Source organism: Lentzea sp. NPDC054927 (assembly GCF_053610285.1).
The window spans coordinates 91599-112332 of record NZ_JBSGXZ010000029.1; the positions used below are offsets into that span (position 1 = coordinate 91599).

Genomic DNA, 20734 nt, shown 5'->3' on the forward strand with positions numbered 1-20734 from the left:
GACTACTAGGACAGATCTGTGACCGCACGGCCACTGCTGTTCATCGGGGCAGGTGGACTCGCTCGCGAGACTCTCGCGGCGGTCCGCCTCCTCCCGGACGTCTGGCAGCCCCTCGGGGCGCTGGACGACACCACCGCCCTGCACGGCACCCTGATCGACGGGGTGCCCGTTCTGGGCGGGCTCGACCACCTGGCCTCGCATCCGGACGCGGCCGTCGTCATGTGCATCGCGAACGCACGGCGGCCGTTGTCCCGGTTGGCGTTGGCTTCTCGGTTGGACCTGCCGGAAGAGCGGTGGGCGACCATCGTTCATCCGGCGGCCGTGACGTCCGGTGCTTCTCTGGGCGCCGGCACGGTGTTGCTCGCGGGTGTCGTGATCACGACCCCACTGTCTGTCGGCAGGCACGTCGTGGCCATGCCACACGTGCTGATCACCCACGACGACGAGGTGTCGGACGGCGTCACGTTCGCCGGCCGCGCCTCGCTCGGGGGTTCTGTGCACGTCGGGGAATCCGCGTACCTGGGCCAAGGCTCGTCGGTGCGCGAAGGTGTGAAGATCGGCGCCGGTGCCGTGGTCGGCATGGGAGCCGTTGTCCTGCAGGACGTTCCGGCAGGAGAGACGTGGGCCGGCGTGCCGGCCCGCCCGTTGCGTGGGGAGAGCGCGTGATCGAGATTCCACTGGTGGACCTGCGTGCCCAGCACGAACAGGTGGCCGACGAGGTGGCCGACGGCTGGGCAGAGGTGCTCAAGACGACAGCCTTCATCAACGGCCCCCAGGTCGCCAGGTTCGAGTCGGAATTCGCTGCCTACCAAGAAGTTCCGCACGCCATCGGGGTCGGCAACGGCACCGACGCCATCGAACTGGCGCTGCGTGCACTGGGCGTCGGCCACGGTGACGAGGTCGTGCTGCCCGCCAACACCTTCATCGCCACGGCCGAGGCGGTGGCCCGTTGTGGCGCCACGCCGGTGCTCGTGGACTGCGTGGACGACACGCTGCTGATCGACGTTTCGGCCGTGTCCTCCGTGGTCACTTCGCGCACCAAGGCCGTTGTGCCCGTGCACCTCTACGGCCAGGCCGCCCCGGTCGAGCTGCTGCCTCTCGGCCTGCCGGTCGTGGAGGACGCCGCCCAGGCCCAGGGCGCCCGCCGCAACGGCGTCGCCGTCGGTGGCCTCGGTGCCGCCGCCGCGACCTCGTTCTACCCCGGCAAGAACCTCGGCGCGTACGGCGACGGCGGCGCGGTGCTCACCACGTCCGACGCCATCGCCGAGTCCGTGAAGCTGCTGCGCGAGCACGGTTCACCGCGCAAGTACGAACACCCGGTGCTGGGCTTCAACAGCCGCCTCGACACGCTGCAGGCCGTGGTGCTGTCCGCGAAGCTGCGCCGCCTGGAGGGCTGGAACCAGGCCCGCCGCGCGGCCGCCGGGCGCTACTCCGAGATGCTCGCCGACGTGGAACGCGTGCGGGTCCCGGTCGTCCTCGACGGCAACCTGCCCGTGTGGCACCTCTACGTCGTGCGCGTGCCAGACCGCGACCGCGTGCTGTCCTCGCTGCACGCCGCGGGTGTCGGCGCCGGCATCCACTACCCGACGCCGCTGCACAAGACCGGCGCGTTCGCCCACCTCGACGGCTCGTACCCGGTCGCCGAGTCGTCGGCTCAGGAACTGCTGTCGTTGCCGCTGTTCCCGGAGATCACCGAGCAGCAGCAGATCCGTGTCGTCGAGGCGCTGACGGAGGCGCTGCGATGACCGTTCGGGTGCACCCACAGGGGCTGTGCGAGTCCGATGACGTTGGCGACGGCACGCGCGTGTGGGCGTTCGCGCACGTGCTGCCGGGCGCCCGCATCGGCCGTGACTGCAACATCTGCGACGGCGCGTTCGTCGAGTCGCGCGCGGTGCTGGGCAACAACGTGACGGTCAAGAACGGCACGTTGGTGTTCGACGGCGTGACATGCGAGGACGACGTGTTCCTTGGTCCGAACGTGCTCTTCACCAACGACCTGCGCCCCCGCGCGCACGTCAAGAAGACCGGCGACGCCCTGGAAACGACTTTGGTCCGTCGTGGGGCCACGCTGGGCGCGGGTGCGGTCGTCGTGTGCGGCACGGTGATCGGCGAGTACGCGTTCGCCGCGGCTGGTGCGGTGGTCACGAAGTCGGTGCCCGCGCATGCGTTCGTGGCGGGCAACCCGGCGGTCGTGAAGGGCTGGGTCTGCGCGTGCGGTGCCCGGCTCTCAGCCGACCTGTCGTGCGCCGAGTGCGGTACCCGGCACGAGGAGACCCCGGACGGCCTGAAGGCTGTCTAGCCTTCCGCAGAGCCGCCGCAGCCGGGTTTCCTGGTCGCGGCGGCTCTTGTGTTTTCCGAGCGGCGGGTCAGGGCGAGAAGACCTGCGAGGGATTCGGAGCTTTGAGCGGTTCCACCGGACCGGCGAACCAACCAGGTGACGATCACGACGGCGAGAAGGCCGGCCATCGCGACTGCTTGGCCTACACGGTGGGTATCGCTATCCACACATTGGCGAATCCTTTGGGACGGTCAGGTGCCCGTGGCGAGGTGTCGGGCGGGCGTGAAGCGGTTGCTGGCGCTGTGGGACGGATCGGGCGATCGGCTTGCGGGTGGATCGAGGTTGCGGCTCTCGGAGCCGATGACTGGTCAGGTGGACCGTCGGTCGGGACGTTCGCTAGCCGGTGCGGAGCAGGTTTCGTTGTGGGGTGCGGTGCGGGTCGATGAACGAGGGCGGGCGGAAGACCGGCAGGCCTGCGGCCATGTGGATCTGCCAGTCGGAGTGATGGACCAGGTCGTGGTGTCGGCGGCAGAGCAAGGTGAGGTTGTTCAGGTTGGTTTCGCCGCCGTTGGACCAGTGGCGGATGTGGTGGGCTTCGCAGTGTTTGGGTGGTCTGGTGCAGCCTGGGAAAGCGCAGCCGCCGTCTCTGGCTACGAGCATGCGGCGCAGGCCAGCGTTGATGGTTCTGGTTTTGCGGCCCACGTCGTGGATTTGGGAGCGGCTGCCCAGGAGCATCGGGATGATGCCGGCCTCGCAGGCGATCTTGCGGACCTGGTTCATCGGGATGTGCTCGCCGTTGTCGAGGCGGGCGGTGCCGATGCCGGTGCGGAGCTTGTCGTGGTCCACCGTGATGGTGAGCTGAACCCGCTCACCGCCGTGGATGCGGTGCTGATCGGCGCGCATGGCGAGGGCGACGATCTCGCAGAACGCGTCGCCTTCGCGTTCTGGTGCGAATCGCAGGTCCTCGGGTCCGGGCTTGGCCAGGGGGTCGATCAGAGCGTCGAGCTTCGCGCCGGTTTCGGCGTCGACATCCGCGAACAACTGGTAGCGCCCGCCCTGCCAGCGTCGCCGGACCACGTTGCGCGGCTGCACCGGCTCGGGCTCTTTGGGTTCGGGGCCGTCCTGGTCGAGCCGGTAGGCGAGTTCCTTGCAGAACGCCTTGGCTGAGCGGGGCTCGTGCTGAAGCGCGTACTCGACGACGTGCTCCTCGGCCACGGCGGGAAGGTCGGCCATGGCGTCGGTCAGGACGTCCACGTGGTCTTCGGACAGGGCGCCTTCGGCCATGGCGGCTGCGACCGCGGGCAATGCCGGCTCCACATGGGAACCGGTGGGAGTCACCGTTGGACAGACGGCCTGTGCCTGCGCCAGTTTGCGGCGGGTGGTCTTCGGGTCCCAGCGCAGGGTGTGCTTGAAGAGTTCGACGAGATCCTTGTATCCCAGCGTTTCCGCCGCGCCCTGCTGCTGCAGCGTACCGACGATCTCCAGGACCTGGAACTGAAGCTTTTGCAGCGCAAGGACTTTCCGCTTGAGCTCGTCGAGGAGCTCAAGCGGGGAAGCCAGTCCGAGTGCCGTCATGCATTCATCGTGGCATGAACACATGTTCGAAAGCTATTCCACGATCGGGCGAATGAGGTGGTCCGTTTTCACCCGAACGAGCCGTTCATTGGAGTTACTTCAACACCTAGCGTTGGAGAGCATGACCGCGATCATTTCCACTGCGTACAGCCGGGATCTGGGCGACGAACTGCGCAGGCTGAGGGAGAACTGCACGAGTCTGGGCGGCCGCGGGATGGCCGTCCAGCTCGGGTGGGACCCGAGCAAGGTCTCGAACATCGAGACGGGCAAGGCCCGCGCCAGCGACGTCGACCTCGCCCAGTACCTGGCGACGTGCGGCAAGGACCTGGACTTCCTGCAGGAGTTCGGCAGCCGGTACCGCCATGCCTTCGACCTCAACTATGCCCAGGAACCCGGCTCTCTGCGCACGCTCGCCATGGCCGAGGCGATGGCGAGCAAGATCTTCGCCTACGAGGTCTTGTCGATTCCGGGCCTCCTGCAGACGGAGTCCTTCGCACGCGCTCTGTTCACGGAGATCGGCTGCCATTCACCGGAAGAAGTCGAGCAGGGTCTCGAGCGCCGCATGGGTCGGCAGAGCATCTGGCGGCGGCCGTACCGCCCCGAAAGCGTGTTCTACATCCACGAACTGGCGCTGTGGATGCGGATCGGCGACGACAAGGTCATGGAGGACCAGTACCTGCGGCTGCTCTTCAACGCGCACATCGTGCGAATCGTGCCGGCGAACGTCAAGCCCGTCGCGTTCCACTCGAAGTGCACGTTGTTCGAGTTCGGCAAGGCGTCACCCTTGGCTTTCACGGAGACCGATCTGGGCAAGGTGTTCGCCCAGGGCGACGCGGCCGTCGCGGCGAGCAGGAAACTCTTTGAGCGGTTGGATGCGGTCGCCTTGGATGAGGAGCAGTCGAAGAACAAGCTGGCGGAGTACATCAGCGGCCTTCGAGAGGACTCTCAAGATTGGCGAACGGCCTTGGACGAGAGTTCCTGATCCGGAACTCCTACCCCTGCCTGGCGCGACCTGATCAGCTGGCTGGGCTCTCGCTGACCACCGCGGTTCTCGCCGCGGCCTCGGCCTTCGCTATTCGCAGCAACGCCCCGGACACCCCGATCAGCAGGAACGCCATCCCGGTCGCCACGCTGAAGCTGAGCTGGTCGAACGTCGCGGCGCCCAGGGCCGACGTGAGCATCGCGCCCACCAGGCACACCGCGATCCCGCGGATGCTCTCGTCCTTGGACAGCGCGCGGGCCCTCAGTGCCGCGTAGATGCCGCCGACGAACAGCAGGACGTAGGCGAGCAGGCCCAGGTAGCCGTTCTCGATCATCGTCAGCAGGTACTGGTTGTCGAGGATCGTGTACTTCGACGGCAGGAAGGTGCCGAAGCCGCGGCCGAGCCACGGGTGTTTGGCGATCTCCAGCCACGCGCCGTCGTAGTCCTTGGTGCGGCCCTGGAACGACGGGTCGTCCTCGATGTTGGAGAACATCGACGTCACCGTGCCGAACAGGCCCGGCACCACGGCCGAGGCGCCGCCGAGGAACAGTGCGCCGGCACCGAGCAGCGGCAGGCCGCGTTTGCGGGGGAGCAGCAGGCCGAGCACGATGCCCGTCACCACCAGGCCGATGATCGCCGTGCGGGACAGCGACAGGATGGCCATCAGGCTGAGCAGCGACAGCGCCGTCCACCAGCGGCCGACCGGTTCGCCGCGGTCCTTCGCCTGGAACACGAAGTGCGCGGCGAACGGCACGCCCAGCACGCAGACCAGGCCGAACTCGATGGGGTGGTTCACGGTGCCGGCCGGGCGGAAGAAGATCGACCGCGACTCCAGCGCCGAGTAGCCGTTGTCCTGCACGCGCAGGCCAGGCAGCGTGATGTACGACGCCAGGTCGAGGCCCAGGCCGAACTGGATCAGGCCGACGAACGCGCCGAACGTCAGGCAGCCGACCATCACCTTGAGCATGCGGCTCATGCGTTCGCCGCTGCGGACCGCGTCGATCACGAACACCGCGAGCGCGGACATCGCCACGATCCGGATCAGCGCCGAGTCGGACACCGACAGCTCGTCGGCCGGCAGGTACCGGCGGGTGGCCAGCGCGTACGTCATCAGGTGCAGCGAGACGTAGACGCCCAGCAGCGTGCGGACGGTGTTGCGGCCCTTGGCCAGGCCGAGGTGGTCGACGAGGTGCGCGGCGAACCACACGATCGCGAGGCACAGCGCCACGAACAACGCGGGCGGCAGCGTGATCGGGACGAACGCGATGGTGAACCTGGCGGGGACGGCGAGCAGCGCCAGCAGGTAGAAGATCAGCAGCGTGGCACCGTCGGCACGCTGCTGGGTCAGTCGTCCTTGGTCGGCCATGCCGGGTCTGGGAGCTTGGGTGCGGGGATGATGACGGTCTTCTGGTGCGCGTTCGGCAGGCCCTGGCTCTGGGCGATCGGCCGCTGCGGGTGGCCGCCGTTGCCGTTGCCCGGCGGCGGCGCGTGCGGTTGCGGCCGGACCGGGGCGAGGGGCTGCGGCGTGGTGTCCTTCTCGGACGGTGCCGCGCCGGACTCCTTGTCCTTGCGGCGTTTCGCCTTGAGCATGATCGAGTCGGCGGCGAACGTCGAGGCGATGGTCAGCAGCAGCAACACGACGGTGGCCGCGCCGACGTACCGGACCTTGCCGCCGATCTTGGCAGAGGCCGTCGTCGGCTTCACCAGGATCTGCGCCGTGATGAACGTCTGCTCGGGCGCGTTCAACGCCTTCTGCTGCGCCGCGAGCTCGTTCACGGTCTTCTCGAGCACCTTGCCGACGAGCCCCTCCGCCGACTCGGCCGAGTCCGCCTCGGTCGAGACGAACAGCAGCGGGCCGCCGACGGGACCGGTGTTCGCGGTGTAGGTGGCGGTGGAGCCCTTGCCCGCCAGTTCCTCCGCGGTCTTCGGGTCACCCAGGACCTGGGTGAGGATCTGCGCGGTGGTCGTCAGGCTGCCGTCGAACTGCAGCAGCGGGTTGACCTTGACCACGTCCTCGGGCTTGGTGTTCCCCGAGTACTTTCCGCCGGCCGCGGGGGAGGTGAGGACCAGCACGCCGCTCGACTCGTACCGGGTGGGCACGGTGATGTAGACGTACAGCGCGAGGACACCGGTGAGCAGCACCGCGGGCAGGGCTATGTACCACCGCCGCCGCAGCACTCGTACGGTTCCCCAGAAGTCCATCAAAATCCCCGATCCGCGGCTCGGTCTTGCGAACGCACAATTCGTAGGGTATCGCCTGCCAGGAAAATCGGGGTGAGCTGCCAACTGTTACAGGCCGTAGCTGACGAGCGATGAAGGAAAGGAATCCAGGAGGCAGCATGCGTGCAGGACGACTGACCGTGACCATCGCGGCCATTCTCGTGGTCGTCGGTGGGACAACGGCTTACGTCGTCTCGGCGGCCGGTGACGCGAAGACCCCGGAAGGGGCTCAGCAGGTGTCGCAGGCCAAGGCCGGTGATCTGTTGTTCGTCGATCTCGCGGGCGGGCAGAACCGGGTCGAGAAGCTCGCCGACGGTGGTGCGCGCACCCCGACCGAGCTCGCCTGCCAGCGGTTTTACGCCGCCGGTGGCACGAGCGTGTGCCTGAAGCTGTCCGGTCCCGGCCCGTCCTACGCCGCCGAGGTCAGCCGCGAGGGCAAGCCGGTCAAGACCATCCCGCTGCCGGGCATCCCGAGCCGCGCGAAGGTGTCGCGGTCCGGGAACGTGGTGTCGTGGACCAGTTTCGTCACCGGCGACTCGTACTCGGTGCCCGGTGGCTTCTCCACGCGCACCGGTTTCTACGACGTGCGCACCGGTGAGACCGTCGAGTCGATCGAACACTTCGCCGCCACTGTGGAGGGTGCACCGCTCACTGCCAGTGACGCCAACTACTGGGGCCTGACCGTGGGTTCGGACGACCTGACCTTCTACGCGACGCTCGCCAGCGGCGGCTTCACGTGGCTGGTCAAGGGCGATCTGGTCAGCAAGTCCGTGACGTCGTTGCGCCGTGACGCCGAGTGCCCGTCGCTCTCGCCGGACGGCACGAAGGTCGCGTACAAGAAGCGCATCGGCCGTCTCGGGCCGTGGGACCTCGCTGTGCTCGACCTCGCCACCAACACGGAGAAGCGGCTGCCCGGCACGGCCGGCATCGACGACCAGGCGACCTGGCTCACCGCGGACGAGCTCGCGTTCGCCGCGGTGCCGAAGGACGCCAAGCTGCCCGCGGTTCACGTCGTCCCTGCCGACGGCTCGCAGCCCGCCAGGGTGCTGATCCCGGACGCCACGTCGCCGTCCCCGGTCATGTAGCGAGCTCGCGGCGGAGCACCTTCTCCAGCTCATGTCCTGCCGCATCCCAGGAACGTCCCTCCACACTGGACGCGGCCGCTCTGGCGATCGCGTCGAAGTCCGGCGATGTGACCACTTCGGACAACGCACGCGCCAGTGAGTGCGGGGTGGGCGCCGCGTACCGGACGTGGTCGTTGTCCAGGACTACGCGGTTGAAGTGCGCGTCGTTCACCACAGGGACACATCCGGCCGCGAGCATCTCGTGCGGCACCAGCGACACGTTGGTCATCGACAGCGACAACCCGGCGAAGCAACGGTTGTAGATGGCGTTGAGCTCGTCGGGCGTGACGAGGCCGTGGTCGTGGAACTGCGGCCCCAGCTGCCCGATCTTCTCGCCGTAGACGTGGATCTTCAGGTCCGGGTGCTTCTCGGCGAACACTTCCAGCGCGAGCAGGCCGAGTTCGAACGCCCGCCGGGGTGCCTTGCGCCGGGCGTAGAACACGATGCCGTCGCGCTTGTCGTCGCCCAGCTTGTACCTGTCGGCGTCGCAGCCGAAGTCGAAGTGGTCGGCGGGCATGCCGTGGTCGTCGCGGACCTTGTCGGCGAGGAACCGGCCGGCGGTGAAGCCGTGCATGCCCATCCGGTAGGTGTTCTCCGCCAACGCGTACAGCCCGCCGGACGGGTAGAACCACGGCTCGTAGTCCTGCACGAGGTAGAACCTCTTGCCGGCACAAGGGTCGTTGAACGCCGGATACGCGGTGATCCACGCCGTCGCGAACACCGCGTGCGCGTCGGCCATGCCGTCCGTCACGTCGTGGATCGAGCCCTGGAAGAACGGGAACGCTTCCCTGATACCGGGTTCGAGGTCGGCGACCGTGTTGCCGAACGTGTCGTACAGGTAGAGCTTGCACTCGTGGCCGAGCGACTCGAGGTGCCGGACGAGCCGGAACATCGTGGTGTGGCCGCCGGAACCCTTGGACGGGGGAGTGGTGACCCAGTTGACGACGAGCTTGCCGTCTTGGGGGATCGGCGGGATCACCACGGGTTTGCGCGACTCGACGTCGGCCTTGCGGACGTCGTCCAGGCGTACGGGCAACTCCTCGCCCTCGACGCCGAGCCGGCGGGACGCGGCGGTGAGCAGGCGGGCGCCGAGCTTGCGCGCTCCCTGCTCCCGGACGATCTTCGTGACCTGCCTCAGCCGTCTCATGACGCCTTCCTCCGCAGCACGCCAAGGATTTCGTGCCTCATCGGGAACACCACGGCCGCGTAGGCGAGGCAGGACAGCGCGCCGCCCACCAGGATCTGCAGCAGCTCGCTGTCGATCACGTTCCGGACCGCCAGCACCACGGCGACCATCAGCACGCCACCGAGGAACGGCCGCAGCAGCCGTGCTCCCAGCGCGCCCGCACGAATGCCGTAGGGCTTGAACGTCACGAGGTACGCGGGAGTGATGATCAGGACGGCGACGATCACGTGCGCCGCCGCGACCCCGCGGATGCCGTCGAGATGCGCGCCCAGTGCCAGCAACGGCACCAGCGCGGCCAGCCACACCAGGTGGATCCACAGGATGGCCCGGGACCGGCCGGCGGACGCGAGGAAGTCGTAGCCGAGTTCCAGAGCGACCCGGACCGCGCCGAGCAGCACCAGCAACGCCAGCGCGGTCGCTGCGGGTGCCCAGCGTTCGCCGTAGACGACGCGGATGAGCGGTTCGGCCAGGGCGGCCAGCAGCACGCACGCGGGAACGGTGACGAGCGCTAGGAGTCCCAGCGCGCGGCCGAACGACTTCTGGAACAGCTCGGGATCCTCGCGGACCTTCGAGAACGCGGCGAGCGACACGCTTCTGACCGGCGCGGAGAACGCCGCCACCGGCCAGCTCGCCAGGTTGAACGCCAGCAGGTAGAAGCCGAGCGGCACCGTGCCGAGCATCGCGCCGACCACGATGTAGTCGACGTTCATCACACCGAAGATCAGCAGGCTCGATCCCGCCAGCGGCAGGCCGAACGCCAGCAGTTCCTTGGCCTGGACCCGATTCCAGCCCGGCCGGAAGCGGTCCTTGGTGAGCCAGAACATGATGACCGCGGCCGAGAGGTTCTGCGCGATCCGCTGCCACGCGAGGCTCCACGCGCCGAAACCCATCAGCGCCAGCACGACGGCGACCGCGGTGCCGCAGACGAACGCGGCAGTGTCGGCGTAGAACTTGTGGTCCTGCCGGAAGTTCCGTTGCATCATCGCGCCCGGCACTGCGGTCGCGCCGGCGATCACCAGCGCCACGGACATGAGCTGGATGACACCAGCCGCCTCGGGGGCGTCCATGGCGTTGGAGAACCACGGCGCGCCGACCCAGCAGATCAACGCCAGCAGCGTGCCCGACGCGAGTGACAGCGTCGTGACGGTCGGCGCCATCTCCTCGATCGGGCCGTTGTGGCGCACCAACGCGGCACTCACGCCGAGTTCGGACACGCTCAGCACGATGTTGAGCACGACCAGGGCGACCGCGAAGACACCGAACTGCTCGGGCGCGATCAGCCGGGCCAGCAGGATGCTGATGCCGACCGCCGCGAGGCGTTGGAGCAGCGAGTTGATCGCGCTCCAGCGGATCGCGCTGGAAACCTTGCTCTCGAGCTTGCCGGTGTCCTGGTCGGATCTCTTCTGGTCGGGGGTCTTCTGGTCCGCGGCCGTCACCACTCGCCCCGCCACTTCCAGCGCTGCGTGCTCGCCCACAGCTTCGCGCGCTTGTAAGCGTGCGGGGCGAGGAACAGCTGGGTGCGGCTGAGGAACGACGGGCTGAACTTCTGGCGGCGCAGGAGTGCCTTGTACTCCGGCAGTTGCTCCATCTCGGGGTACGTCTCGCGGGCGAAGTCGACGAGTTCCTTCTCGGTCCCGTCGAGCTGGTCGCGGTCGTGCAGCCGGACCGCGCGCCACAGCGCGTCACTCGCGATCGCCTTGCGCGCCGAAGTCCTCAGCCGCGCGGGCAGGCGGGGGTTCTGCTCCAGCACCAGGTCGAACACGTCCCGGCGCTGTTCGAGGTCGGCGAACACCGACTTGAACGTCGTGCGCATCATGGAGTTCTCGTGCACCCGGTAGTACGCGCCGGGTTTGCCGCTGACGTAACCGATGTCGGAGACGGCCGCGATGCGCAGCCACATCTCCAGATCGCCGGCGTGCGGCAGGTCGGCGCGGTAGCCACCGACCTTCTGCTGGATCTTGGTGCGCACCACGACCTCCGGTGAGGAGATCACGTTGCGGCTGCTGCGGAAGCGGTTCTCGATCCAGTCCTCGCCGCGCCAGACCTTCGCCGACGTCGGCAGCTGGGTGACTTTCGGCAACGCGTTGTGGTCGCTGTAGTAGACGACGCGGCCGTAGACCATGCCCACTTCGGGGTTCTGCTCGAAGACCTCGGCCGCGCGCTGCAACGCGCCGGGCGCCAGCAGGTCGTCCGCGGACAGCAGCACCGTGTAGTCGGCGCTCGCCCAGTCCAGCAGGCCCTCGTTGTAGGTGGCGATGTGCCCCTTGTTGACCTCGTGCCGGTATCCCTCGACGCGCTTGTCGGCGGCCATCAGCTCGGCCATCACCTCAGGAGTGTTGTCCGACGACGTGTCGTCGATCACCAGCACTCGGACGTCCACGCCTGGTTGGTCGAGGACGCTGCGGACGCAGACCGGTAGGAAGTGGGCGTAGTTGTAACAGGGGATCACGACGTCCACTGTGGGAAGCGTTGGCACAACCTGACTATCGGTACCGCGCCCCATTCGTTAGCCCCGCAACGTTTTGGGCCCATCGGGCGATGTAGGCGATGACCGGAGTAAGGGGAGTCATGGCCGACCACGTCATCCTGACGCGCTTCAACCTGCCTTCAAAGGGCGCCGAAAGTTACGTCCGGGCAAAGGAAGGATGGCTGACCGAGCGCGTTGCGCTGTTCGAGCGCTACTGCCTGCCATCGGTGCTGGCGCAGACGGACAAACGGACGCGTTGGCTCATCTATTTCGACCCCGAATCACCGAAATGGCTCAAGGACAAAATCGCTGAACATGGCGATGCGTACACGCCCGTTTACCGCGCGGAGGTTTCGCGGGAAGAGCTGAGATCGGACATCCGGTCGCTTTTCAGCCAGGTCGGCTCCGAGCTCATCACCACGAACCTCGACAACGACGACGGCCTGTCCGTGGACTTCGTCGAACGCCTCTGCGCCGCACCCCGCCCCACCACGACGGCGGCGTACTACCTGGTCAACGGCCTGATCAAGTCCCCTGGCGGCCTCTACCACCGGGTCGACCGGCACAACGCGTTCGTCTCGGTCCGCGAGACGTGGGACGAGCCGGTGACCTGCTGGGCGCACTGGCACAACCACATGCACCTGCACTTCCCCGTCGTCGAACTCGGCGGCGCACCCGGTTGGCTGCAGGTCGTGCACGGCAGCAACGTGTCGAACCGCACACGTGGCCGGCTCGTCTCGCCCGGGCCCTACCAGGCGTCGTTCGGCGCGTCGTTGGACGACGTGGCCGAGCCGGGCTCGCTGGCCGTGGCGCAGGACCTGCTGGTGTCCCAGCCCGTCCGGTTCATGCGTGACTCCGGCCGGGTGGCGGCCAAGAACGCGGCCATGAAGGTACTGGGCAAGGGCGGCTTCGAGAAGATCAAACAGAAGCTGGCTGCTCGCGGTTGATGCCGTAAGCCACGATGAGGGTGACGGTGAGTGCGATCAGCGCCACCGTCACGCCCGTGCCGAAGCTCGCGAACTGCAGCAGCAGTCCGAACGCGACGGACGAAACGAGACGGCCCAGCGCCTGTCCGGTCTGCACGACCGACAGCCCCGACGCGCGGAGTGACTCCGGCGCCGACTCGCTGACCTTGGCCGACAGGACGCCGTCCGTGGCCGCGTAGAACAGACCGTGCAGCAGCAGCGCGGCGATCGCCACGCCCAGCCCGCCCTCCGGGATGAACAGCAGCGCGTACACGCCCAGCAACAGGCCGTGGCCCATGAGGAACATCCGCCAGCGCCCAGTCTTGTCGGCGAGTTTCCCGAGCGGCGCGGCGGCCGTGAGGAAGACGACCGCCGTGCCGAGCGGGAGCAGGGGCAGCCAGCCGAGTGAGATGTTCGTGGCTTTCTGCACCAGCACGTAGACGAACGCGTCCGACACCGTCGCCAGCCCCAGCATCCCGGCCGAGAGGGTGGTCCGGCGGAAGTGTTTGTCGGTGAGCAGGTTGAGCCCGGCCTTGAACGACGGCCGCGGCCCCTTCGGCACCTTGTCGGTGGGTGTGTCCCGCACGAACGAGATCAGCACGATCAGCCCGATGACCGCGAACGCCGCGGACACCGCGAAGATCGGCCCCGGCACCATCCCGATCTGCGCGAGCAGCAGGAACGTGATCAACGGCCCCAGCAGCGCGCCGAACGTGTCCATGCTCCGGTGCACGCCGAACGCCGCCCCGAGCCGGTCCTCCGGCGTGGCCAGCGAGATCATCGCGTCCCGCGGCGCCGTCCGGATGCCCTTGCCCGCCCGGTCCGCCGCCATCAGCGCGCCGATGCCGAACGGCGACCCGCCCACCAGCGGGAAGAAGATCTTCGTGACGGCCGAGAGCCCGTAGCCGGCGGCCGCGACGGCCTTGGGCCTGCGGAACTTGTCCGACACCGCGCCGCCGACGAGCCGCAGCGCCGCCGTGGCACCGGTGTAGATGCCGTCGAGCAGGCCGAACTGCGCGTAGCCCAGCTGCAGCGTGAACAGCAGGTACACCGGCAGGAACGCGGTGATCATCTCGGCCGAGATGTCGGTCAGCAGGCTGACCGTGCCCAGCGCGAACACCGTTCCCGGCAACCGTTTGCGGAAGTCGGTCTTGGCGGGGCGGGAGGAGGCGACGTACATGGGGCCTACCAGCTCAGGGTCTGGTGCCACACCTCGAGCGACAACAGCGTCCAGATGCGCGGCTGCTCGTTGCGGTCACCAGAGTCGTGGTCGTCGAGCAGCGATCGCACCGCGGCCCGGTCGAAGGTCTTGCCCACGAACGACGTGGGCCCGGTCAGCAGGTCGTACGCCATGTCCCGCAGGCCGTCGCGGAACCACGCGTCCAGCGGCACCTTGAAGCCCGACTTGGGGCGATCCACGATGTCGGCGGGCAGGTGCTGGCGCGCGACCTCCTTCACGACCCACTTGGTCGTGCCGCCGCGCACCTTCACGTTGCTGGGCAGCGAGAACGCCAGTTCGGCGACCCGGTGGTCGAGGAACGGCGGGCGCAGCTCCAGTGACGCGGCCATCGACATGCGATCACCGCGTTCGAGCAGGTTGTCGGCGAGCCAGGTGTGCGAGTCGGCGTAGAGCATGCGCCGCAACGCGTCCCCGCGCCCGTTCTCGTACGGGGCCAGCACGGACCTAGTCGCCGGTCCGCCCAGCAGCGTTGCCCGTTCGGACACCGTGAACGGCGCGAACCAGCCGCGCATGCGTTCGGCGTACGAGGGCTCGGCGATGGCGCGCAGAGCGATGCCCAGCCGTGCCTTGGAGGCCGGGAGCGCCTTCTCCAGCCGCCGCAGAGCGAACGAGGGGAGTGCGCCGGCGATCCGGGTGGCCTGGGCGAAGCGGTACTTCGGGTAGCCGCCGAACAGCTCGTCGCTGCCCTCGCCGGACAGCACGACCTTCACGTCGCGGCGGGCCAGTTCGGCGAGCCGGAACACGGCCACGTCGGCGGGTTCGGACAGCGGCGCGTCGCGGTGCCAGGACAGCTTCGCCCAGCTGTCGCGGAAGTCGTCGGCCGTCACGATGACGTTGTAGTGCCTGCTGCCGACGATCCCGGCGACCTTCTCGGCCCAGTGGATCTCGTCGACGCGCGGGTCACCGAAGCCGGCGGAGAACGTGTGCAGCTCGGAGTCGCCGCGTTCGCGCGCCACCAGAGCGGTGATCAGCGACGAGTCGACGCCACCGGACAGGTACGCGCCGACCGGCACGTCCGCGACCAGTGCGTCGCGCACGGACGCGGTGAGCGCCTCGTCGACCAGCCGGACGGCTTCCTCTGGCGTGACCTGCCTGATCTCCGACGAGCGCGGCAGCTCCCAGTACGGTGTCGTCCGCACCTCGCCGGAAGCCGAAACGACCAGGTGGTGGCCCTGCGGCACCTTCCGGACGCCGCGCACCAGCGTGTACGGCGCGGGCACCGAGCGGTGCGCCAGGTAGTCGTGCAGCGACTCCTGGTCCACCTCGGCCGAGCCGATCACGGGCAGCAGCGCCTTGATCTCGGACGCGAACGCGAACATCGAGGAGTCCGCGTAGTAGTACAGCGGCAGGATGCCCAGCCGGTCGCGGAACAGGTGCGTCTCGCCGGTCTTGGCGTCGTGGATCGCGTACGCGAACTGGCCGCGCAGCTTCGCCACACCCGCCGGGCCGTGCTGTTCGTAGAGCGCCAGCAGCACCTCGGTGTCGCCGTTGGTCCTGAACGGGTACGCGAGACCGGTCCGCAGCTGCTTGTAGTTCAGGATCTCGCCGTTGAACGCGATGGTGGTCGTCCCGGACGCGCCCGCCATCGGCTGCGGCGAGCCGGCCAGGTCGATGATCGACAGCCGGGTGTGGGCGAAGCCGATCGAGCCGTCCGACCAGAACCCGCTGTCGTCCGGGCCGCGGTGGTGCAGCCGCTTCGCCATCTCGGCGAGCAGCTCACGGGAGACGGGCGCGCCGTCGAACCGTCTGATGCCTGCGATTCCGCACATGTGGGTTACCGGTCCTCTGCGAGCTGCATCAGTTCACGGGCACGGGAGTCCCACGACGCGGTCAGCACGGCCGCACGCCGGTCGGCCGGGGTCTTCAGGCCGCCGTCCTTCAGCGTGAGCCGGATCCGGTCGATGAAGTCGTCGTGGCCGGAGGCGATCCGGATGACGTCGGAGTACCGCTCCACCTCGGGGAAGTCCGTGGACACCACGGCCAGGCCGAGCGCCAGGTACTCCTTCATCTTGATCGGGTTCGCGTGCTTGATCCAGTCGTTGTCGAGCCAGGGCATCAGCGCCACGTCGAACCCTGAGCCGTAGCCGGGGATCTGCTCGTACGCCCGGAAGTCCAGCCAGTGCACGTTGGGGTACTTCTCGTAGCGCTCCATCGAGCAGGTGGCGTCGCCGATCAGCACGACGGAGGCCTCGGGGAACTCCTGCGCGACCTTCTCGATCAGGTCGAAGTCCACCAGGTAGTCGTCGAGGCTGCCGAAGAACCCGATGCGCGGCCCCGGGATCGACGCGATGTCGGCGGGCAGTTCGGTGCGCCGGGTGAAGTGGTCGACGTCCACGCCGTGGTCCAGGAAGTGCGCGCGCTCACCGGTCAGCGCGGATTCCTCTTCCTGCAGTGCGCGACTCACGTAGAGCACGGTGTCCGAATTGGACAGCAGCTGGTTCTCCAGTGCGGCGATGGTGCCCTGGTCGGCCTCGGGGAACGCCGAGTGCCGGTCCGAGCGGTTGAAGATCAGGCCCTTGGTCTTCATGGGCTGCACGACGTCCCACGCCGTGGGGATGGTGGCCACGACGACCGGCGTGCCCATCCGCAGGAAGAAGCACACGGCGCGAACTTGAGTCCGCACGAGGACGGAGTTCAGCTTGCGCAGCCACGGCTTGCCGTAGAACGGCAGGGGAGCGGGCGTCATCACGTAGAAGTTCGGCGTCTCGGGGATCGGCCGGCGCACCAGCATCGCGACGCTCTTGGCCTTGCGCAGGATCCGGCGCAGGAACTGGGTGCTCTTGCCGGGTGACGGCATGCGCAGGCCGATGCTGTTCACCAGCAGCACCTTGCGGTGCTTGGCGACCCGGCGCAGCAGCTGGAAGTCCGAGTGCGCCCGGTTGTGGTACCACCAGTCCTGCGCTGAGAAGCACAGGTAGGCCGGTCCCTCCGAGGCCACTTCCTCCGGCCACTTCCGCATCCGGAACAGTCCCTTCAGAGCCGCCCGGTTCTTGGGCGTGCGGAAGCGCAGGCCTTCGTTCAGCAGCACGACGAGCCACATGAGGATCGCCGCGAACCTGCCGTGCCGTTCGCGGTGCAGGCGGACCCGGTTCGCGGCCAGCAACGCCCACAACCGCGGGTTCGTGTTCGACTCGCCGCCGATGTGCGTGGCGATCGCCCGCGGCTCGAACCACACGCCACCGGCGCGCAGCATGTACTCGACTTCCTCCGAATAGAGGAAATAGCGTTCGTCCAAAAGGCCGTGCTTCTCGATGGCCTCGCGCTTGATGAGCCACGCGCACCCGGTCGCCCACTCGCCGTGACAGGCGCCCTCGTAGTGCTTGTCGCCGAACACCGTCGCGCCGAGACCCATCCGGCCTGCCCGGACGCCGCCGAGGAGCGCTTCGGCGAGCGAGGTGCGCAACGTGGGCTCGCGGCGCAGCGAGTAGTGCACCCACCCGTCCGTGCTGAGGAGCTTCGGCACCGTGATGGGCTTGTCCGCGGCGCGCAACGTCTCGATCGCGCCGGGGTTCAGGCGGGTGTCCGCGTTGAGCACGAGAACGTCGTGGCCGACCGCTGCTTTGATGCCGAGATTCACACCCGTCGCGAATCCTCCGTTGACAGGATTCCGGATGATTTGTGCGTCCGGTCGTGTGGCGGCGACCACACTCACGGTGTTATCGGCGGAAGCGTTGTCGACGACGATCACTTTCACGTCGTCCGGCAGCGAGGTCAGGCACCCCTCGATGACCTGTTCGCTCTGGTACGTGACGATGACCACCGCGACAGGTGACCGTTCCACAACCCGCTCCTCGCATTTGGCTTGTGCCCGCTACATCGAGTGTCCCGGAACCACCGTTACGAGAATGACCGAAGGTGTAACCGTTTCGCCCTCCGGAACGAGAACCAAGGCGTGACGTCATCGCCGCACGTGTTGATCATCGTGCAGAACCTCCCCGTGCCGCTGGACCGCCGGGTGTGGCTGGAATGCCGCGCTCTCACCAACGCCGGCTACGAGGTTTCGGTGATCTGCCCCAAGGGTCCGGGTGATCCCGCTTACCAACTCCTCGACGGAGTGCACATCTACAAGTACGCTCCGCCGCCCCAGGCGGAAGGCGCGCTGGGCTATGCGTGGGAATTCCTGTACTGCTGGGTGCGCACGGCGTTGCTGAGCGTGAAGGTGCGTGCCCGCAGGCGGTTCGACGTCATGCAGGCGTGCAACCCGCCGGACACGTACTGGGCGCTCGCGCTGCTGTGGCGGCTGGGTGGCGTGAAGTTCGTCTTCGACCACCACGACCTCAACCCCGAGGTGTTCCTCTCGCGGTTCGGCGAGCCCAAGGGTGTCGCGGGCAAGCTGCAGTACCGGATCCTGAAGTGGCTGGAGCGCCGGACGTTCCGCACGGCCAACCGGGTGACGTCGACCAACACCTCATACCAGAAGATCGCGTGGACGCGCGGTTCCGTGCCGCCCGAGCACACCTCCGTCGTGCGCTCCGGCCCGGACACCACCGTGATGCGGCCTGTCGAGGGCGTGGACGAGCTCCGACGCGGCGGCAAACATCTGGTGGCCTATCTGGGAATCATGGGCCCGCAGGACGGCGTCGACGGTGTGCTGGAAGTCGCGAAGAGGGTCGTTTTCGACCGCGGCCGCACCGACGTCCGGTTCGCGCTGCTGGGCTTCGGCGACTGCCTCGAAGACCTGAAGAAGCAGGCCACGGCCTGGGGACTCGATCCGTACGTGGAGTTCACCGGACGGGTTGGGCCCGAACAGATCACCCGGTACCTGTCCACTTCCTCCGCCGGTCTCGGCCCGGATCCGTTGTCGCCTTTGAACGACGTGTCCACTATGAACAAGACCATGGAGTACATGGCCTACGCGCTGCCGGTCGTCACGTACCGGTTGCAGGAGACCGTGGTGTCCGCCGGTGACTGCGCCGTGTTCGTCGAGCCGGGTGACGTCGAGGCGTTCACCACGGCGTTGCTCGACCTGCTCGACGACGCGGAACGCCGCGGCCGCCTCGGCTTCGAGGGCCGCCGCCGCTGCGAGGCGGAACTGGACTGGCGCCCGCAGGCCGAGAACTACGTGGCGGTGTTCGACGGGCTCACCGGCTTCGCCTCGCGCGGCCCGTTCCCCGACGGCAGGCCTGAGCTCGGCGCCGGCTCCGACCAGTGGGGCAACAAGATGATCGACGTGAGCGACGACGCCGTGCTCCGCGCGTTCGCCGTGAACCGAACGGGAGAATGATGTTCGTCAGAAGGATCGCGGTCGTCGGCACCGGCTACGTCGGCCTGACCACCGGCGCCTGCCTCGCGTCGCTGGGCCACCGCGTGGTGTGCGCGGACGTCGACGCGGGCAAGATCGAACGGCTGTCGCGCGGCGAGGTCGACATCCTCGAACCGCGCCTCGCCGAGCTGGTGGCGGAGGGCATCGCGTCCGGCCGCCTGTCGTTCGTGCTCGGCGCGTCCGCCGCGGTGGCCGACGCCGAGGTGGTTTTCCTTTGCGTGCCAACGCCGATGGGCGTCGGCGGCATCGCGGACCTGACGGCGGTCGAGTCCGTTGTGGACGAGACGCGCGACCTGCTCCCGTCCGGCTGCGTGATCGTGAACAAGTCCACGGTCCCGGTCGGCACGGCGGTGCGGACCGCAGAGCTGTTGCGCCGTGACGATGTCGCTGTGGTGTCGAACCCCGAGTTCCTGCGCGAGGGCTCGGCCGTGCACGACTTCCTGAACCCGGACCGGATCGTCGTCGGCTGCGACCAGCAGGACGCCGCCGAGCGCGTCGCCGCCCTGTACGCACGTCTCGGCGCGCCGACGGTGCTGACCGACGCGGCCTCGGCAGAGATGGTCAAGTACGCGGCGAACTGCTTCCTCGCGATGAAGCTCTCGTACGTCAACGCGGTCGCGGAGCTGTGCGAGCGGCTCGGTGCGAACATCACCGACGTCACCGAGGGCATGGGCTACGACAAGCGCATCGGCCAGGCGTTCCTGAACCCCGGCCCCGGCTGGGGCGGTTCGTGCCTGCCCAAGGACACGCACGCGATGCTCCAGGTCGCCGACGCCGCGGACTTCGAGTTCCGCCTGCTGCGCGCCACCATCGACACCAATGAGCGCCAGCGTCAGCGGATGGTCGAGAAGGTCCGCCTGGCCGTCACCGGCAAGCGCGGCGGCTCGCTGTCCCACGTGCGACTGGGACTGCTGGGCCTCACCTTCAAGGCAGGCACGGACGACCTGCGCGACTCGCCGTCGCTGGCCGTCGCGGCGATGCTGAAGCAGGCCGGTGCCGACCTGGTGGGCTACGACCCGGCGCTGTCCGGCGGCAGGGACCTGGGCGCGGTGTCCGTTGTGGACGATCCGTACCAGGCCGCGAAGGACGTCGACGCGCTGATCGTGCTGACCGAGTGGCCGGACTTCCGTTCGCTGGACTGGGCTCGCCTCGCCGAGACCGTCCGCCAGCCCGTGGTCGTCGACACCCGCAACATCCTGGACCCGGACGTCATCCGCCGCGCGGGCTTCACCTGCACGTCACTGGGCCGTCGCTAGTCCATTTAAGACAGTCCATTTAGCTCAATGGTGTGACAGGGCGCGCGAGATTGTTGTGCTAGCGCTTTGATTCCCGGCAACACCCGGTGGGACCAGCCCGCCGGGTCTTGCCGGGAGGTCTCCACCGTGGCCGGAATCATGGAACTCGTCAGCGGACTCGTGCACCAGGCCAGCGGCC

The 20734-nt window shown here is 68.1% G+C and carries 17 protein-coding genes; 8 read left to right on the forward strand and 9 right to left on the reverse strand.

Annotated features, from left to right (window positions below; genetic code table 11):
* Positions 1-18: 18 nt before the first annotated feature.
* Genes ACWGE0_RS30660 through ACWGE0_RS30670 form a run of 3 tightly spaced genes read left to right on the forward strand, consistent with a single transcriptional unit; the run spans position 19 to position 2299 of the window.
* A complete protein-coding gene (locus ACWGE0_RS30660) occupies positions 19-666 on the forward strand; it encodes an acetyltransferase (protein WP_452264376.1) in 648 nt (215 codons plus the stop codon).
* Complete coding sequence (locus tag ACWGE0_RS30665; protein ID WP_452264377.1) at positions 663-1745, forward strand: DegT/DnrJ/EryC1/StrS family aminotransferase; 1083 nt, start codon at positions 663-665, stop codon at positions 1743-1745. The genes ACWGE0_RS30660 and ACWGE0_RS30665 overlap by 4 nt, the downstream gene beginning before the upstream one ends.
* Positions 1742-2299, forward strand: a complete 558-nt coding sequence (locus tag ACWGE0_RS30670; protein ID WP_452264378.1) for an acyltransferase — start codon at positions 1742-1744, stop codon at positions 2297-2299. Before ACWGE0_RS30665 ends, ACWGE0_RS30670 begins: the two co-directional genes overlap by 4 nt.
* 375 nt (positions 2300-2674) lie before the next feature.
* On the opposite strand, the gene ACWGE0_RS30675 is transcribed toward ACWGE0_RS30670, so the two are convergent.
* Positions 2675-3853, reverse strand: a complete 1179-nt coding sequence (locus ACWGE0_RS30675; RefSeq protein WP_452264379.1) for a DUF222 domain-containing protein — start codon at positions 3851-3853, stop codon at positions 2675-2677.
* Between the two features lie 121 nt (positions 3854-3974).
* On the opposite strand from ACWGE0_RS30675, the gene ACWGE0_RS30680 reads away from it, so the two are divergent.
* Entirely contained in the window at positions 3975-4835 is an 861-nt protein-coding gene (locus ACWGE0_RS30680; protein ID WP_452264380.1) for a helix-turn-helix domain-containing protein, read from the forward strand.
* Positions 4836-4869: 34 nt separating this feature from the next.
* On the opposite strand, the gene ACWGE0_RS30685 is transcribed toward ACWGE0_RS30680, so the two are convergent.
* Positions 4870-6201, reverse strand: coding sequence for an O-antigen ligase family protein (locus ACWGE0_RS30685; protein ID WP_452264381.1), 1332 nt, complete (start codon positions 6199-6201; stop codon positions 4870-4872).
* The gene (locus ACWGE0_RS30690; protein WP_452264382.1) at positions 6180-7037 is read right to left on the reverse strand and encodes a hypothetical protein; all 858 of its coding nucleotides are present in this window, start codon (positions 7035-7037) and stop codon (positions 6180-6182) included. The genes ACWGE0_RS30685 and ACWGE0_RS30690 overlap by 22 nt, the downstream gene beginning before the upstream one ends.
* Before the next feature lie 137 nt (positions 7038-7174).
* Between ACWGE0_RS30690 and ACWGE0_RS30695 the strand changes: the two genes are divergently transcribed.
* Entirely contained in the window at positions 7175-8140 is a 966-nt protein-coding gene (locus tag ACWGE0_RS30695; RefSeq protein ID WP_452264383.1) for a hypothetical protein, read from the forward strand.
* On the opposite strand, the gene ACWGE0_RS30700 is transcribed toward ACWGE0_RS30695, so the two are convergent.
* From ACWGE0_RS30700 to ACWGE0_RS30710, 3 genes are read right to left on the reverse strand one after another with little or no spacing between them, the layout of a single operon-like run.
* Positions 8133-9326, reverse strand: a complete 1194-nt coding sequence (locus tag ACWGE0_RS30700) for a rhamnosyltransferase WsaF family glycosyltransferase (protein ID WP_452264384.1) — start codon at positions 9324-9326, stop codon at positions 8133-8135. The two genes, ACWGE0_RS30695 and ACWGE0_RS30700, sit on opposite strands and share 8 nt — an antisense overlap.
* Positions 9323-10840 carry a lipopolysaccharide biosynthesis protein gene (locus ACWGE0_RS30705; protein WP_452264385.1) on the reverse strand — a complete coding sequence of 506 codons (1518 nt, stop codon included), beginning with the start codon at positions 10838-10840 and terminating at the stop codon, positions 9323-9325. The genes ACWGE0_RS30700 and ACWGE0_RS30705 overlap by 4 nt, the downstream gene beginning before the upstream one ends.
* Positions 10798-11823, reverse strand: coding sequence for a glycosyltransferase (locus tag ACWGE0_RS30710; protein ID WP_452264386.1), 1026 nt, complete (start codon positions 11821-11823; stop codon positions 10798-10800). The genes ACWGE0_RS30705 and ACWGE0_RS30710 overlap by 43 nt, the downstream gene beginning before the upstream one ends.
* Positions 11824-11933: 110 nt before the next feature.
* On the opposite strand from ACWGE0_RS30710, the gene ACWGE0_RS30715 reads away from it, so the two are divergent.
* A complete protein-coding gene (locus ACWGE0_RS30715) occupies positions 11934-12779 on the forward strand; it encodes a glycosyltransferase (protein ID WP_452264387.1) in 846 nt (281 codons plus the stop codon).
* Here ACWGE0_RS30715 and ACWGE0_RS30720 read toward each other — a convergent pair.
* From ACWGE0_RS30720 to ACWGE0_RS30730, 3 genes are read right to left on the reverse strand one after another with little or no spacing between them, the layout of a single operon-like run.
* On the reverse strand, positions 12751-13977 hold the full coding sequence (locus ACWGE0_RS30720) for an MFS transporter (protein ID WP_452264388.1): 1227 nt from the start codon (positions 13975-13977) through the stop codon (positions 12751-12753). The genes ACWGE0_RS30715 and ACWGE0_RS30720 overlap by 29 nt on opposite strands.
* Before the next feature lie 5 nt (positions 13978-13982).
* Positions 13983-15806 carry an asparagine synthase (glutamine-hydrolyzing) gene (gene asnB, locus ACWGE0_RS30725; protein ID WP_452264389.1) on the reverse strand — a complete coding sequence of 608 codons (1824 nt, stop codon included), beginning with the start codon at positions 15804-15806 and terminating at the stop codon, positions 13983-13985.
* Between the two features lie 5 nt (positions 15807-15811).
* Positions 15812-17818, reverse strand: coding sequence for a glycosyltransferase (locus tag ACWGE0_RS30730; RefSeq protein ID WP_452264390.1), 2007 nt, complete (start codon positions 17816-17818; stop codon positions 15812-15814).
* A 111-nt stretch (positions 17819-17929) separates the two neighbouring features.
* Here ACWGE0_RS30730 and ACWGE0_RS30735 point away from each other — a divergent pair, with 111 nt between their 5' ends.
* Together ACWGE0_RS30735 and ACWGE0_RS30740 are read left to right on the forward strand one after the other, a co-directional pair.
* Positions 17930-19261: a glycosyltransferase family 4 protein gene (locus ACWGE0_RS30735; protein WP_452264391.1), complete on the forward strand. Its 1332-nt coding sequence runs from the start codon at positions 17930-17932 to the stop codon at positions 19259-19261.
* Positions 19261-20556, forward strand: a complete 1296-nt coding sequence (locus tag ACWGE0_RS30740) for a UDP-glucose dehydrogenase family protein (protein ID WP_452264392.1) — start codon at positions 19261-19263, stop codon at positions 20554-20556. Before ACWGE0_RS30735 ends, ACWGE0_RS30740 begins: the two co-directional genes overlap by 1 nt.
* Positions 20557-20734: the final 178 nt, after the last annotated feature.

What these genes read in the sequence shown, in the direction of transcription:
- ACWGE0_RS30670 (WP_452264378.1), top strand. Translation starts at nt 1,742, where the DNA reads ATGACCGTTCGGGTGCACCCACAGGGGCTGTGCGAGTCCGATGACGTT.
- ACWGE0_RS30675 (WP_452264379.1), bottom strand. Translation starts at nt 3,853, where the DNA reads ATGACGGCACTCGGACTGGCTTCCCCGCTTGAGCTCCTCGACGAGCTC.
- ACWGE0_RS30680 (WP_452264380.1), top strand. Translation starts at nt 3,975, where the DNA reads ATGACCGCGATCATTTCCACTGCGTACAGCCGGGATCTGGGCGACGAA.
- ACWGE0_RS30685 (WP_452264381.1), bottom strand. Translation starts at nt 6,201, where the DNA reads ATGGCCGACCAAGGACGACTGACCCAGCAGCGTGCCGACGGTGCCACG.
- ACWGE0_RS30690 (WP_452264382.1), bottom strand. Translation starts at nt 7,037, where the DNA reads ATGGACTTCTGGGGAACCGTACGAGTGCTGCGGCGGCGGTGGTACATA.
- ACWGE0_RS30695 (WP_452264383.1), top strand. Translation starts at nt 7,175, where the DNA reads ATGCGTGCAGGACGACTGACCGTGACCATCGCGGCCATTCTCGTGGTC.
- ACWGE0_RS30700 (WP_452264384.1), bottom strand. Translation starts at nt 9,326, where the DNA reads ATGAGACGGCTGAGGCAGGTCACGAAGATCGTCCGGGAGCAGGGAGCG.
- ACWGE0_RS30715 (WP_452264387.1), top strand. Translation starts at nt 11,934, where the DNA reads ATGGCCGACCACGTCATCCTGACGCGCTTCAACCTGCCTTCAAAGGGC.
- ACWGE0_RS30720 (WP_452264388.1), bottom strand. Translation starts at nt 13,977, where the DNA reads ATGTACGTCGCCTCCTCCCGCCCCGCCAAGACCGACTTCCGCAAACGG.
- asnB (WP_452264389.1), bottom strand. Translation starts at nt 15,806, where the DNA reads ATGTGCGGAATCGCAGGCATCAGACGGTTCGACGGCGCGCCCGTCTCC.
- ACWGE0_RS30740 (WP_452264392.1), top strand. Translation starts at nt 19,261, where the DNA reads ATGTTCGTCAGAAGGATCGCGGTCGTCGGCACCGGCTACGTCGGCCTG.